Source organism: Streptomyces sp. Inha503, assembly GCF_047215865.1.
Lineage (GTDB): Bacteria > Actinomycetota > Actinomycetes > Streptomycetales > Streptomycetaceae > Streptomyces > Streptomyces lycopersici.
On sequence record NZ_CP178360.1, the window covers coordinates 9,550,074 to 9,564,112 of the forward strand.

The 14,039-nt window shown below is 73.1% G+C and carries 12 protein-coding genes; 10 read left to right on the forward strand and 2 right to left on the reverse strand.

Annotated features, from left to right (window positions below; translation table 11 throughout):
- The first annotated feature begins 48 nt into the window (after window positions 1-48).
- The 7 genes from pyrF to ACJX2R_RS40605 all read left to right on the forward strand — a co-directional run bounded on the left by pyrF (window position 49) and on the right by ACJX2R_RS40605 (window position 7,531).
- Window positions 49-912, forward strand: coding sequence for an orotidine-5'-phosphate decarboxylase (gene pyrF, locus ACJX2R_RS40575; protein ID WP_413104138.1), 864 nt, complete (start codon window positions 49-51; stop codon window positions 910-912).
- Window positions 913-1,116: 204 nt separating this feature from the next.
- Window positions 1,117-1,440: an integration host factor gene (locus tag ACJX2R_RS40580; protein ID WP_009713618.1), complete on the forward strand. Its 324-nt coding sequence runs from the start codon at window positions 1,117-1,119 to the stop codon at window positions 1,438-1,440.
- Window positions 1,441-1,488: 48 nt separating this feature from the next.
- A complete protein-coding gene (gmk, locus tag ACJX2R_RS40585; RefSeq protein ID WP_360071974.1) occupies window positions 1,489-2,055 on the forward strand; it encodes a guanylate kinase in 567 nt (188 codons plus the stop codon).
- A 58-nt stretch (window positions 2,056-2,113) separates the two neighbouring features.
- Entirely contained in the window at window positions 2,114-2,374 is a 261-nt protein-coding gene (gene rpoZ, locus ACJX2R_RS40590) for a DNA-directed RNA polymerase subunit omega (protein WP_020867048.1), read from the forward strand.
- A gap of 169 nt (window positions 2,375-2,543) precedes the next feature.
- The gene (coaBC, locus tag ACJX2R_RS40595; RefSeq protein WP_413104139.1) at window positions 2,544-3,752 is read left to right on the forward strand and encodes a bifunctional phosphopantothenoylcysteine decarboxylase/phosphopantothenate--cysteine ligase CoaBC; all 1,209 of its coding nucleotides are present in this window, start codon (window positions 2,544-2,546) and stop codon (window positions 3,750-3,752) included.
- A gap of 301 nt (window positions 3,753-4,053) precedes the next feature.
- On the forward strand, window positions 4,054-5,262 hold the full coding sequence (gene metK, locus ACJX2R_RS40600) for a methionine adenosyltransferase (RefSeq protein WP_413104140.1): 1,209 nt from the start codon (window positions 4,054-4,056) through the stop codon (window positions 5,260-5,262).
- A gap of 103 nt (window positions 5,263-5,365) precedes the next feature.
- Window positions 5,366-7,531: a primosomal protein N' gene (locus ACJX2R_RS40605; protein WP_413104141.1), complete on the forward strand. Its 2,166-nt coding sequence runs from the start codon at window positions 5,366-5,368 to the stop codon at window positions 7,529-7,531.
- 46 nt (window positions 7,532-7,577) lie between these two features.
- Here the strand turns inward: ACJX2R_RS40605 and ACJX2R_RS40610 are convergent, their stop codons facing one another.
- Entirely contained in the window at window positions 7,578-8,093 is a 516-nt protein-coding gene (locus ACJX2R_RS40610) for a hypothetical protein (protein ID WP_413104142.1), read from the reverse strand.
- Window positions 8,094-8,423: 330 nt separating this feature from the next.
- On the opposite strand from ACJX2R_RS40610, the gene fmt reads away from it, so the two are divergent.
- The 3 genes from fmt (at window position 8,424) to ACJX2R_RS40625 (ending at window position 13,060) form a co-directional block, all read left to right on the forward strand.
- A complete protein-coding gene (gene fmt / locus ACJX2R_RS40615) occupies window positions 8,424-9,356 on the forward strand; it encodes a methionyl-tRNA formyltransferase (protein WP_262700973.1) in 933 nt (310 codons plus the stop codon).
- 145 nt (window positions 9,357-9,501) lie between these two features.
- Window positions 9,502-11,544, forward strand: coding sequence for an ABC transporter ATP-binding protein (locus ACJX2R_RS40620; RefSeq protein ID WP_413104143.1), 2,043 nt, complete (start codon window positions 9,502-9,504; stop codon window positions 11,542-11,544).
- A gap of 43 nt (window positions 11,545-11,587) precedes the next feature.
- Window positions 11,588-13,060, forward strand: a complete 1,473-nt coding sequence (locus tag ACJX2R_RS40625) for an RsmB/NOP family class I SAM-dependent RNA methyltransferase (RefSeq protein WP_262700975.1) — start codon at window positions 11,588-11,590, stop codon at window positions 13,058-13,060.
- A 42-nt stretch (window positions 13,061-13,102) separates the two neighbouring features.
- On the opposite strand, the gene ACJX2R_RS40630 is transcribed toward ACJX2R_RS40625, so the two are convergent.
- Window positions 13,103-14,035 (reverse strand): serine hydrolase, encoded by a 933-nt coding sequence (locus tag ACJX2R_RS40630; RefSeq protein ID WP_413104144.1) that lies wholly within the window; start codon window positions 14,033-14,035, stop codon window positions 13,103-13,105.
- Window positions 14,036-14,039 lie beyond the last annotated feature (4 nt).

Sequence of the window (14,039 nt, forward strand, 5' to 3'; positions counted from 1 at the left end):
GGTTGGGCATCGGCAGGACACCCCGTACGCATTCCGAAGGAGAGACCGATGACGACACCCGCACCCACCCCCTTCGGCACCCGTCTGCGGGCCGCCATGGACGCCCGTGGCCCGCTCTGCGTCGGGATCGACCCGCACGCCTCCCTGCTCGCCGACTGGGGCCTGGGCGACGACGTGGCCGGTCTGGAGCGGTTCACCCGGACCGTCGTGGACGCCCTCGCCGGGCGGGTGGCCGTCCTCAAGCCGCAGTCGGCCTTCTTCGAGCGGTTCGGCTCCCGCGGCATCGCGGTGCTGGAGCGGGCCGTCGCCGACGCCCGCGCCGCCGGGGCACTGGTGCTGATGGACGCCAAGCGCGGCGACATCGGCTCGACCATGGCCGCTTACGCCTCCGCCTATCTGGATCCGGCCGGCCCGCTCTTCTCGGACGCGGTCACCGTCAGCCCCTACCTCGGCTTCGGCTCGCTGCGCCCGGCGCTGGACGCGGCGCGGGCGGCGGGGGCGGGCGTCTTCGCGCTGGCGCTGACGTCCAACCCGGAGGGCGCCGAGGTGCAGCACGCGGTACGGCCCGACGGGACGACCGTGGCGGCCTCCGTGCTGACCGCGCTCAAGGCCGAGAACGCCGCCGAGGCCGCCGAGGGCCGCCTCGGCTCGTACGGGGCCGTCGTCGGGGCCACGCTCGGCGGCACCGCGCACCGGCTGGGCGCCGATCTGGCCATCGGCGGGCCGCTGCTGGCCCCCGGCATCGGGGCCCAGGGCGCGACCCCCGCCGATCTTCCGGCGGTGTTCGGCGCGGCGGTGCGAAATGTTCTTCCGAGCGTCAGCCGGGGGGTGCTCCGGCACGGTCCGGACGCCGCGTCGCTGGTCGCGGCGGCCTCCCGAATGGCTGATGAAGTGCGTGCCGTGGCCGAATAACCCGGCTACTTTGTCCGTAAATGTCCGAGTCGAGCGAGTCTGACCAGGACTTTTCGTCTGTTCTCGCTGACTGGAGCGGGATCGGCCGCTAGTCTCCGACGAGAGCGAACGTGCTGCTGCGTTGCGCGTTGCTCCCCAGGTGAGGGGCGACTAGGTTCCTCACCGGTCCATATCCGACAGTTCGACATCCGAGGTGACGTAGGCGTGGCTCTTCCGCCCCTTACCCCTGAACAGCGCGCAGCCGCGCTAGAAAAGGCCGCCGCGGCTCGCCGGGAGCGCGCCGAGGTCAAGAATCGACTCAAGCACTCCGGCGCCTCCCTGCACGAGGTCATCAAGCAGGGCCAGGAGAACGATGTCATCGGCAAGATGAAGGTGTCCGCTCTCCTCGAGTCCCTGCCCGGCGTCGGCAAGGTCCGCGCCAAGCAGATCATGGAGCGGCTCGGCATCTCCGAGAGCCGTCGTGTACGGGGTCTGGGCTCCAACCAGATCGCGTCGCTCGAGCGCGAGTTCGGCGGCGCCGCCGGCTGACCCGGCCCGGCGTTTCCAGGCACTCCCGGGAACCTGGATAATCGCTCCATGGCAGCACACTCCGCACGACCGCGACTGACCGTGCTCTCCGGCCCCTCCGGGGTCGGCAAGAGCACGGTCGTCGCCCATATGCGCAAGGAACACCCCGAGGTCTGGCTCTCGGTCTCCGCCACGACTCGGCGACCGCGCCCCGGGGAGCGGGACGGCGTCCACTACTTCTTCGTGGACGACGGGGAGTTCGACAAGCTCATAGCCAATGGTGAGCTGCTGGAGTGGGCCGAATTCGCGGGCAATCGCTACGGCACCCCGCGCGAGGCGGTCATGGACCGCCTCGGAGCGGGCGAGCCGGTGCTGCTGGAGATCGATCTACAGGGCGCCCGGCAGATCCGCGAGTCCATGCCGGAGGCGCGGCTGGTCTTCCTCGCTCCGCCGAGCTGGGAGGAGCTGGTGCGCCGGCTCACCGGCCGGGGCACCGAGGCGCCCGAGGTGATCGAGCGGCGGCTGGAGGCCGCGCGGACCGAGCTGGCCGCCGAGTCAGAGTTCGATACGACCTTGGTCAATACCTCCGTCGAGGACGTGGCCAATGAGCTGCTAGCCTTGATGCGAGTGGCTTGATCTTCGATTCACTCTTGCCATCAGGCGAAATAAGGAAGGCTAGAGAGTGTCCTCTCCCATGACCGCGCCCGAGGGGATCATCAACCCTCCGATTGATGAGCTGCTCGAGGCCACCGACTCCAAGTACAGCCTGGTGATCTACGCCGCGAAGCGCGCGCGTCAGATCAACGCGTACTACTCCCAGCTCGGTGAGGGCCTGCTCGAGTACGTCGGCCCCCTCGTGGACACCCACGTCCACGAGAAGCCCCTCTCGATCGCGCTGCGTGAGATCAACGCGGGCCTGCTGACCTCCGAGGCCATCGAGGGCCCCGCCCAGTAGGTTCCGGATCGCTCGAACCACCGGCCCGGCAGCGATGCCGGGCCCGTGGTGTGTCATGGGCGTGCCCGTGGTGTGTCATGGGTACGTGAGCCGGCCCGGCGTACCGGCGTACCGTGACTGGACGTAACACCCGACGCGGCATACGACGTACCCGGTGGGGAGAGCAGCGATGGACAAGCCCGAGGTGGTCCTGGGCGTCAGTGGCGGAATTGCCGCCTACAAGGCGTGCGAGCTGCTGCGCCGCCTCACCGAGTCCGGCCATGACGTACGCGTCGTGCCGACCGCCTCGGCGCTGCACTTCATCGGCGAGGCGACCTGGTCGGCGCTGTCCGGGCATCCGGCGACGACCGAGGTCTGGGAGTCCGTCCACGAGGTGCCCCACGTCCGCGTCGGCCAGTCCGCCGATCTGGTCGTGATCGCCCCCGCCACCGCCGATCTGCTCGCCAAGGCCGCCCACGGCCTGGCGGACGACCTGCTCACCAATACGCTGCTCACCGCGCGCTGTCCGGTCGTCTTCGCGCCCGCGATGCACACCGAGATGTGGGAGCACCCCGCCACCCGGGAGAACGTGGCGACGCTGCGCCGCCGCGGCGCGGTCGTCATCGAGCCCGCCGTGGGGCGGCTCACCGGCGTGGACACCGGCAAGGGGCGGCTGCCGGACCCCGGGGAGATCTTCGAGGTCTGCCGCCGGGTGCTGGCCCGCGGCGGCGAGGCGCTCACCGCCGATCTGGCCGGCCGTCATGTCGTGGTCAGCGCCGGGGGCACCCGCGAGCCGCTGGACCCGGTGCGCTTCCTCGGCAACCGCTCCACCGGCCGCCAGGGGTACGCCCTGGCCCGCGCCGCCGTCGCCCGGGGCGCGCGGGTGACGCTCGTCTCGGCCAACAGCGAGCTGCCCGACCCGGCCGGCGCCGACGTGGTGCGCACGGGCACCGCGGCACAGCTGCGGGAGGCCGTCCTCAAGGCCGCCGCGGACGCCGACGCCGTGGTCATGGCCGCCGCCGTCGCCGATTTCCGCCCCGCGCGGTACGCCGAGGGGAAGATCAAGAAGCACGAGGGCCAGGAGCCCGAGCCGCTCGCCCTGGTACGGAATCCGGACATCCTCGCCGAGATCTCCGCGGAGCGCGCCCGCCCCGGTCAGATCGTGGTCGGCTTCGCCGCCGAGACCGACGACGTGCTCGCGAACGGCCGCGCGAAGCTGGTTCGCAAGGGCTGCGATCTGCTGGTGGTGAACGAGGTCGGGGAGCACAAGACCTTCGGCGCCGAGACCAACGAGGCCGTGGTGCTCGGCGCCGACGGCACCGAGACGCCCGTGCCGTACGGCCCCAAGGGCGCGCTCGCCGACACCGTCTGGGACCTGGTGGCCCGCCGCCTGGGCTGAGCGCGGATCCGGGGCCGCGCCGTTCCCGTCCGACGAGGCTCCCCGGGACTTCTCGACGGGTTCGGCAAGGGGCGGGACGCGGCCGATCGGGCTCATGACACATTCACGCCACGGCGGGGTGGGGCTGTATTTCGGCTTGAGGCAAGGTATCTTCCCGGTCACGGGCCTGCTCGTTCTGTGGGACGGGGATGCTTGACCGGTGGACGTGCCGGATAAACTGGCCCAGGAACCGCATCGGGCGCAGCCCCCGCGCGGTCCCGACCATGATCAGCCAGCAGCCGCTGCAACCCCAGGGAGCGATGTGTCCCGCCGCCTGTTCACCTCGGAATCTGTCACCGAGGGTCACCCCGACAAGATCGCTGACCAGATCAGCGACACCATTCTCGACGCCCTTCTGCGAGAGGACCCGACCTCCCGGGTCGCGGTCGAGACCTTGATCACCACCGGTCTGGTGCACGTGGCCGGCGAGGTGACGACCAAGGCGTACGCCGATATCGCGACGCTCGTGCGGAACAAGATCCTCGACATCGGCTACGACTCGTCGAAGAAGGGCTTCGACGGCGCCTCCTGCGGCGTCTCGGTGTCGATCGGCTCACAGTCCCCGGACATCGCCCAGGGCGTGGACTCCGCCTACGAGCTCCGGGTCGAGGGCGACGAGGACGAGCTGGACAAGCAGGGCGCGGGCGACCAGGGCCTGATGTTCGGGTACGCCTGCGACGAGACGCCCGAGCTGATGCCGCTGCCGATCAACCTGGCGCACCGACTCTCCCGCCGGCTGTCCGACGTCCGCAAGAACGGGACCATCCCCTATCTGCGCCCGGACGGCAAGACCCAGGTCACCATCGAGTACGACGGCCACAAGGCGGTCCGCCTGGACACCGTCGTCGTCTCCTCGCAGCACGCCTCCGACATCGACCTGGACTCGCTGCTGGCGCCCGACATCCGGGAGTTCGTGGTCGAGCACGTGCTGAACGAGCTGGTCGAGGACGGCATCAAGATCGACACCGAGGGCTACCGCCTGCTGGTCAACCCCACCGGCCGCTTCGAGATCGGCGGCCCGATGGGCGACGCCGGCCTCACCGGCCGCAAGATCATCATCGACACCTACGGCGGCATGTCCCGCCACGGCGGCGGCGCCTTCTCCGGCAAGGACCCCTCCAAGGTCGACCGCTCCGCCGCCTACGCCATGCGCTGGGTCGCCAAGAACGTGGTGGCCGCCGGCCTCGCCCAGCGCTGCGAAGTGCAGGTCGCGTACGCCATCGGCAAGGCCGAGCCGGTGGGCCTCTTCGTCGAGACCTTCGGCACCGCGGCGGTCGACGCCGAGAAGATCGAGAAGGCCATCTCCGAGGTCTTCGACCTCCGCCCGGCCGCGATCATCCGCGACCTCGACCTGCTCCGCCCGATCTACGCCCAGACCGCGGCGTACGGCCACTTCGGCCGTGAGCACTCCGACTTCACCTGGGAGCGCACCGACCGCGTCGACGCCCTCCGCGCGGCGGCGGGTCTCTAACCCCCCGGCTCGATTCCCGGATCCAGACGAAGGCCCGGACGCCCCCGCGGCGTCCGGGCCTTCGCATGCGTCCCTGTCCGTGCGGTCTGCTAAGACTTGATCTGTGAGCAGGGACGACGAGCGGTCGAGGGATCCGGCGGAGGTGCCGGAGGGGGAGCAGCTCGCGCTCATTCGGGAGACGGTGCGCAAGGCCAAGGTGCCCAAGGCCAAGCCGCGGACCTGGCGGGGGGCGGCGCTGGCCGCGGAGCGGCCGGTGGCGCGGGTGCTGGTCGACAAGGGGCCGGTCCACCTCGACAAGCTGTGGGACTACGCGGTGCCGGCCGAGATGGACGCCGAGGCCCGGCCCGGGGTGCGGGTGCGGGTGCGGTTCGGGGCCGGGGCGGGGAAGGTGCGCGAGGGGCGGCGCGAGGGGGGCGGGCTGCTCGACGGGTACATCATCGAGCGCGTCGCCGAGTCCGACTACCGGGGCCCGCTGGCCGCCCTCGCGCAGGTGGTCTCCACGGAGCGGGTGCTGGGGCCGGGGCTGCTGGCGCTGTGCCGGGCGGTCGCCGACCGGTACGCCGGGTCGCTCGCCGATGTGCTCCAGCTGGCCCTGCCCAAGCGCAGCGCCCGTGCCGAGGGCGAGCCGTCACCGCCGCCGATGCCCCCGCCGGAGCCGCCCGCGCCCGGGAGCTGGGCGCGCTATCCGGCCGGGCCCGGGTTCCTGGAGGCGCTGGTGCGCGGGGACCGGCCGCGTGCCGTGTGGACCGCGCTGCCCGGGCCGCACTGGCCCCGGGAGTGGGCCACCGCCGTGGCCGCCGCGCTCGCGTCCGGGCGCGGGGCGCTCGTCGTCGTGCCCGACGGGCGGACCGCCGAGCGGGTGGACGCCGCGCTCGCGGAGGTGCTCGGTGGCCCGGGGCGGCATGTGCTGCTCACCGCCGACCTCGGGCCCGAGGAGCGCTACCGCCGCTGGCTGGCGGTCAGCCGGGGCTCGGTGCGGGCGGTGGTGGGCACCCGGGCGGCGATGTTCGCACCGGTCCGTGACCTCGGGCTGGTGGGGATCTGGGACGACGGGGACCGCAGCCACAGCGACGACCGGCTGCCGCAGCCGCATGCCCGCGATGTGCTGCTGCTGCGCGCCGTCCATGAGCAGACCGGCTTTCTGCTGGGCGACCTCGGCCGTACCGTCGAGGCCGCCCAGCTGGTGGAGAACGGCTGGGCCCGGCCGCTCGAGGCCGACCGCGAGCGGGTCCGGGCGGCCGCCCCCCTGATCCGTACGGTCGACGAGGGCGAGGTGGCCCGGGACGCGGAGGCCCGCGCCGCCCGGCTGCCCACACTCGCCTGGCAGACCGTACGGGAGGCGCTGACCCGGGGCCCGGTGCTGGTGCAGGTGCCGCGCCGGGGCTATGTGCCGAAGCTGGCCTGCGAGCGCTGCCGGGAGCCCGCGCGCTGTGCGCACTGCTCGGGCCCCCTGGAGGCGCGGGACGCGGACCATCTGGTGTGTGGATGGTGCGGGCGGGACGAGCCCGCCTGGCACTGCCGCGAATGCGGGGGCGTCCGGCTGCGGGCGTCCGTCGTCGGCGCCCGGCGCACCGCCGAGGAGTTGGGCCGCGCGTTTCCGTCCGTGCCGGTCCGCACATCGGGCCGTGACCATGTGCTGACGTCCGTCCCCGACCGTCCGGCGCTCGTCGTGAGCACACCGGGCGCCGAACCGGTCGCGGAGGGCGGCTATGCCGCGGCGCTGTTGCTCGACGGCTGGGCCCTGCTCGGCCGCCCCGATCTGCGCGCGGGCGAGGACGCGCTGCGCCACTGGCTGGAGGCGGCCTCGCTGGTCCGTGGCCATGGGGAGGAGGGCGACGACGGCCGGGGCGGCACGGTAGTGATCATGGCCGAGCCGACGCTGCGGCCCGTCCAGGCGCTGGTGCGCTGGGACCCGGCCGGTTATGCGGCGCGTGAGCTGGCCGAGCGGTCCGATCTGGGCTTTCCGCCGATCTCCCGGATGGCGGCCGTGACCGGCCCGGCGGAGGCGGTGACCGAGCTGATCGCCTCGACCCGGCTCCCCGAGGGGGCCGAGACCCTGGGCCCGGTCCCGCTGCCCCCGCCGCCGCCCGGCCGCCCGCGCCGCCCCGGAGACCCGCCCGCGGGCGAGATCTGGGAGCGCGCGCTGCTACGGGTCCGCCCCGGTCAGGGCAGCGCCCTCGCGGCGGCCCTCAAGGAAGCGAAGGCCCGCCGCCTGGCCCGGGGGGACAGGGACCCCGCGGTGCGGGTGGATCCCCTGGACATCGGCTGAGCCCGGCAGGGCATCTCCCAGCGGTGGCTGGGGGAGAACCGAGCCTTCAGAGGGACGGCCGGGGACTGGGGAAGGCGCTCGGGCGGGGGTCCTCGCGGAGGGACGGGGGCGACTGCGGAGGGACCGTGCGGGCGGCGGGCACCGAGGGCAGGGGGGCGGGTTCGGCCGGGCGGCCCGCGGACGGTTCGCCGCCCTCGGTCGCGCTCTGCGCGGCGGCCCGGCGGGCGCCGTAACGGCGGTGCACCGCCTGCTTGGTGACGCCGAGTGCCGAGCCCACCGCGTCCCAGGAGAAGCCGAGTGAGCGGTCGAAGTCGACCGCGGCCGTGACCAGGGTCTCCACGCTGTCCCGGAGTTCCTGGGCGAGCCGCACGGTAGGGGCCGGGGCGCGTCCGTAGACCACGAAACCGGCGGACGGGCCGGTGCGACGGGGGCGGTAGACATTGCCGAGCTGGGCGGTGAGCGTGCGCAGCGCGTCCACCTGGCGGCGGACCCGCTCGATGTCCCGGACCAGGAGGTGCAGGCTGGCCCGTGCCTGGGCGTCATGAGTTGCGTGGTCGGCCATGAACAAGCCTCTCGAACCGGCGTTGGCGGGGGATAGGGGGATAAGGGGATGAGTTGGGGGAGTTGGGGGAGTTCGGGGGAAGGGCTGGGGCTGGATCGGGGAAATCGGACGGACGGCGGGAAACGGATCGGACGGCGGGAAATGGATCGGGCCGCGACAGCGGCCCGTTGCGGTCAATCTGCCTTGACCAACGCGGCACCCGCCCGTCGGTCACGGTCCGGGGCGTGCGGCAGTCCGCTCGTACGCCCCCTCGGACGGCGGACCATAGACTTCAGACACTGTTCGCCACGTTCCCGCCGTATCCGCTGTGTGAGAGGTAGTTCGCCACCCATGAGGCTCGTCTTCGCCGGTACCCCCGAGGTCGCCCTGCCCGCTCTGGACGCGCTGATCGCGTCCGAGAAGCATGAGGTGGTGGCCGTGGTGACCCGTCCCGACGCGCCCGCAGGACGCGGCCGCCGGCTGGTGGCCAGCCCGGTCGCCGAGCGGGCCGAGGAGGCGGGTATCGAGGTGCTCAAGCCCGCCAAGCCGCGCGATCCGGAGTTCCTGGCCCGGCTCACCGAGATCGGGCCGGACTGCTGCCCGGTGGTGGCCTACGGCGCGCTGCTGCCCAAGGCCGCGCTGGAGATCCCCGCGCACGGCTGGGTCAATCTGCACTTCTCGCTGCTCCCGGCCTGGCGGGGCGCGGCCCCCGTGCAGCACTCCCTGCTGGCGGGCGACGAGATGACCGGCGCCTCGACCTTCCAGATCGAGGAAGGGCTGGACTCCGGGCCGGTGTTCGGGGTGGTGACGGAGCAGGTGCGGGCCACCGACACCAGCGGCGATCTGCTGACCCGGCTCGCCTTCGCCGGTGCGGGGCTGCTCGAGGCCACGATGGACGGCATCGAGAACGGCACCCTGAGCCCGGTCCCGCAGCCGGCCGAGGGCATCTCGCTCGCCCCGAAGATCACCGTCGAGGACGCGGAGATCGACTGGACGGCGCCCGCGTTGCGCGTCGACCGGCTGGTGCGCGCGTGCGCCCCCGCCCCGGGCGCGTGGACCACCTTCCGGGGGGAGCGGCTGAAGGTCGTCTCGGCGCGGCCGGTGGCGGACCGTACGGATCTGGAACCCGGTCTGCCGGCCGCCACCAAGAAGGCCGTGTACGTGGGCACCGGCAGCCATGCCGTCGAGCTGACGTGGGTGCGGCCGCAGGGCAAGAAGCCGATGCTCGCGGCGGACTGGGCGCGCGGGGTGCGGATCGCGGAGGGCGAGCGGTTCGGGGCCTGAGCGGGCCGCCGCGCCAAGATCAGCCGGGCCGCCGAGACCAGCCGCGCTGCCAAAACCAGCCGCGCCGCGGACGCGCCGAGGGGCGGACGTTGACTTCAACCTAGGTTGAGGTCCTACGTTCCTCACGAGACCTCGGAGGTACGTGATGGACATGCAATCGACCGCCTGGCATTCCCTGTATCAGACGGCCAATGCCCAGGACGACCGGCGGCCCTTCTCCCGCGAGACGCTGCGCCGCATCGGCGCCTTCGCCCGTCCGCACCGCCGCCGGCTGCTGCTGTTCCTGGTGCTGAGCACGGTCACGGCGGTGCTCGCGGTGGCGACGCCGCTGTTGGCGGGCCGGGTGGTGGACGCGATCGTCCACCGTTCGGGACAGGGCACGGTGCTCTGGCTGGCCGGGCTCATCGCCGCGATCGCCGTGGCGGAGGCGGCGCTCGGGCTGGTGACCCGCTGGCTGTCGGCGAACATCGGCGAGGGGCTGATCCTCGATCTGCGCACCGCCGTCTTCGACCACGTCCAGCGGATGCCGGTGGCGTTCTTCACCCGGACCCGTACCGGTGCGCTGGTCAGCAGGCTCAACAACGACGTCATCGGCGCGCAGCGGGCGTTCAGCGACACCCTGTCCGGAGTGGTCGGCAATGTGGTGACGCTGCTGCTCACCTTCGTCGTCATGGTGGGTATCTCCTGGCAGATCACCCTGCTGACGCTGGTGCTCCTGCCCGTCTTCCTGCTGCCCGCGCGCCGGGTGGGCGGACGGCTGGCGAAGCTGCGGCGCGAGGCGGCCGCGCACAACGCCGCGATGAGCACCCAGATGACCGAGCGCTTCTCCGCGCCCGGGGCGACGCTGGTCAAGCTGTTCGGGCGGCCCGCCGACGAGTCCGCCGAGTTCGCCGCGCGGACCCGGCGGGTGCGGGACATCGGGGTGCGGACCGCGATGGTCCAGGTCTCCTTCGTGACCGCCCTGACCCTCGTCTCCGCCCTGGCCCTCGCCCTGGTCTACGGCCTCGGCGGCTGGTTCGCGCTGCACGGGCGGCTCGACCCCGGCGCCGTCGTCGCGCTCGCGCTGCTCCTCACCCGGCTGTACGCGCCGCTGACCGCGCTGGCCGGGGCGCGGGTCGAGGTGATGAGCGCGCTCGTCAGCTTCGAGCGGGTCTTCGAGGTGCTCGACCTCGAGCCGCTGATCAAGGAGAAGCCGGACGCCCGTGAGGTCCCGGAGGGGCCGGTGTCCGTCGAGTTCGACCGCGTGGACTTCGGCTACCCGGCCGCGGACAAGGTCTCCCTCGCCTCCCTGGAGGAGGTCGCCACCCTGGACACCCGCGGTGGCGTCCCGGTCCTGCACCAGGTGTCCTTCCGCGCCGAACCGGGCCAGATGGTCGCGCTGGTGGGCTCCTCCGGCGCCGGGAAGTCGACCATCGCGCAGCTGCTGCCGAGGCTCTACGACGCCGACGACGGCGCCGTACGGCTCGCCGGGGTGGACGTCCGCGATCTGACGGCCGGCTCGATCCGCGCCACCCTCGGCATGGTCACGCAGGACGGCCACCTCTTCCATGACTCGATCCGCGCCAACCTGCTGCTGGCCCGGCCGGAGGCCACCGACGAGGAGCTGTGGGAGGTGCTGCGCCGGGCCCGTCTCGAGGGGTTGATCGCGGCCCTGCCGGACGGCCTTGACACCGTCGTGGGCGAGCGCGGCTACCGGCTCTCCGGCGGTGAGCGCCAGCGGCTGACCATCGCCCGGCTGCTGCTGGCCCGGCCCCGGGTGGTGATCCTGGACGAGGCCACCGCGCATCTGGACTCCACCTCGGAGGCGGATGTCCAGGAGGCGCTCGGCGAGGCGCTGGACGGGCGTACCGCGGTGGTGATCGCCCACCGGCTGTCCACGGTCCGGGCGGCGGATCTCATTCTGGTCGTGGAGGACGGGCGGATCGTGGAGCGCGGTACGCACACCGCGCTGCTGGCCGCCGGGGGCCGCTACGAGGAGCTGTACCGCACCCAGTTCGAGCAGCCGACGAGTGGTGTCGACGACGGACTCGCCGTCAACGGCACGACCGTGGACCGAGCCATCGTGGACGGCACGACCGTTGACCGAGCCATCGTGGACGGTACGGACCGAGCCATCGTGGACGGTACGGCCGTGGACCCAGCGGCCCTGGACGGCGGCCCCACGACCGCCGACGCCCCGGCGACGTAGGCTGGTCCCTTCAGCCCGATCCGTCCCCCGGAGCACATTTCCCGTGACCGACCAGCCCCGTCGTCGCCGTCCCCACGCCCCGAACCGGCCTGGCAAGCCCTACCGCCGCCCGCAGAAGGACCCCGTGCGGATCCTCGCCTTCGAGGCGCTGCGGGCGGTCGACGAACGGGACGCGTACGCCAACCTCGTGCTCCCGCCCCTGCTGCGCAAGGCGCGGGAGAGCGCGGAGGCCGGCAGTGGGCCGCGGTTCGACTCCCGGGACGCGGCCCTCGCCACCGAGCTGGTCTACGGCACCCTGCGCCACCAGGGCACCTACGACGCGATCATCGCCGAATGCGTGGACCGCCCGCTGCGCGAGGTGGATCCGCCCGTGCTCGACGTACTGAGCCTCGGCGCCCACCAGTTGCTCGGGACCCGTATCCCCACCCACGCCGCCGTCTCGGCGAGCGTCGAGCTGGCCCGGGTGGTGCTCGGCGACGGCCGGGCCAAGTTCGTCAACGCCGTACTGCGCAAGATCGCCACGCATGACCTCGACGGCTGGCTCGAGCGGGTCGCCCCGCCGTACGACGAGGACCCCGAGGAGCATCTGGGCGTCCGCCACTCGCATCCGCGCTGGGTCGTCTCCGCCCTGTGGGACGCGCTCGGCGGCGGCAGCGCCGGTATGGAGCAGCTGCTGGCCGCCGACAACGAACGGCCCGAGGTCACCCTCGTCGCCCGGCCCGGCCGGTCCACGCCCGGGGAGTTGCTGGACGCGGTCGGCGAGCCGGCAGCGGTGCCGGGCCGCTGGTCGCCGTACGCGGTGCGGCTCACCGAGGGCGGCGAGCCCGGTGCGCTGGATGCGGTGCGCGACGGGCGGGCCGGGGTGCAGGACGAGGGCAGCCAACTGGTGGCCCTCGCGCTGGCGAACGCCCCGCTGGAGGGGGACGACCGGCGCTGGCTGGACGGCTGTGCGGGCCCCGGCGGCAAGGCGGCGCTGCTGGGCGCGCTCGCCGCGGAGCGCGGTGCCTCGCTGCTGGCCGCCGAGAAGCAGCCGCACCGGGCCCGGCTGGTGGCGGGGGCCCTGGCGGGCAACCCCGGGCCGTACCAGGTGATCGCCGCGGACGGCACCCGGCCGCCGTGGCGCCCGGAGTCCTTCGACCGGGTTCTGGTGGACGTCCCCTGCACCGGTCTGGGCGCCCTGCGCCGCCGCCCCGAGGCGCGCTGGCGCCGCCGCCCCGAGGACCTCGAAGGCTTCGCCCCGCTCCAGCGCGGGCTGCTGCGGGAGGCGCTGGCCGCGGCGCGGATCGGCGGGGTGGTCGGCTACGCCACCTGTTCCCCGCATCCGGCCGAGACCCGGGCCGTGGTCGAGGACGTCCTCAAGGGGCGGGGCGGCGCGGCCGTCTCCGCGGAGTGGATCGACGCCCGGCCGCTGCTGCCCGGGGTGCCCGAGCTGGGCGACGGCCCCGACATCCAGCTGTGGCCGCACCGGCACGGCACGGACGCCATGTATCTGGCCCTGCTGCGCCGAACCGGCTGAACCGGCCTAACCGGCTGACCGCGCTCATGGCCGGAGGGGAGTTCAGTCCTCCGGGACCGCCGGGAGCGCTTCCTCGGGCCGGTCGGTCGGGGCGTAGAGCGTATTGGCGTGGGCGGTGGGGTTGAGATCCTTGTGCACCGCGCGCGCCACCGCCTCGATGGTGGCCACGCCCGCCTCCATGGTGCGGTCGTCCTGGGTGAGCACGGTGAGCGTGTAGTCGTGGCCGCCGCCGGTGAAGGCGCCGACGCTGTGCACCCGCCAGGCGTGCGAGGACCGCTCCAGCCAGCCGTTCTTCACATGGATCTTCGTACCGCCCGGGGCGCCGGCCGGGGTGCCCCAGCGCTGTTCGGGGATGACCTTGCCCATCAACGAGAGGATGTACGCGCGGGAGCCGTCGCTCAGCACCGTATTGGCGTGGGTGATCAGGTCCAGGAGCCGCTCCTGGTCGTTCGCGGTGATCCGGGTGAGGCCCCAGTAGCCGTCCTTGCCGGGCACGGTGGCGTCCATTCCGGCCGTCCGCAGGAACGCCTTGACCCCGGAGGGCTTGAGCTGCTTCCACAGCTTGCTGGTCGAGGCGTTGTCCGACTTGGTGATCATGGCCTTGGCGAGGGTCTTCTCGCGTTTGGTCAGCCCCCGGTGGTGTCGCTGCGCATCCCACAGCAGCGTCCCCAGGACCGTCACCTTCACCACGCTCGCGGAGTCGAACCTCTGGTTCGCGCGCAGGGTGCAGCGGGTGTGGGTGGTGTGGTCGCGGAGGCTGATCGCGACGGTTCCGGACCGGCCGCGCAGCGCGCCGGCGATGTCCTTGGACATCTTTCCGGCCAGCCCGGACCGGTGCGAGACGCAGACCGGCCGCGGCGCCGTGGCCGTCGCGGAGGCGGGCCCGGCCCCGGCGACCGGCGCCGCGACGACGGCCGCCGTGAGCGCCGCGCACACCGCGGTGCGGGGGTGCCGGGGTATTCGATCGCTCGTCATGGTG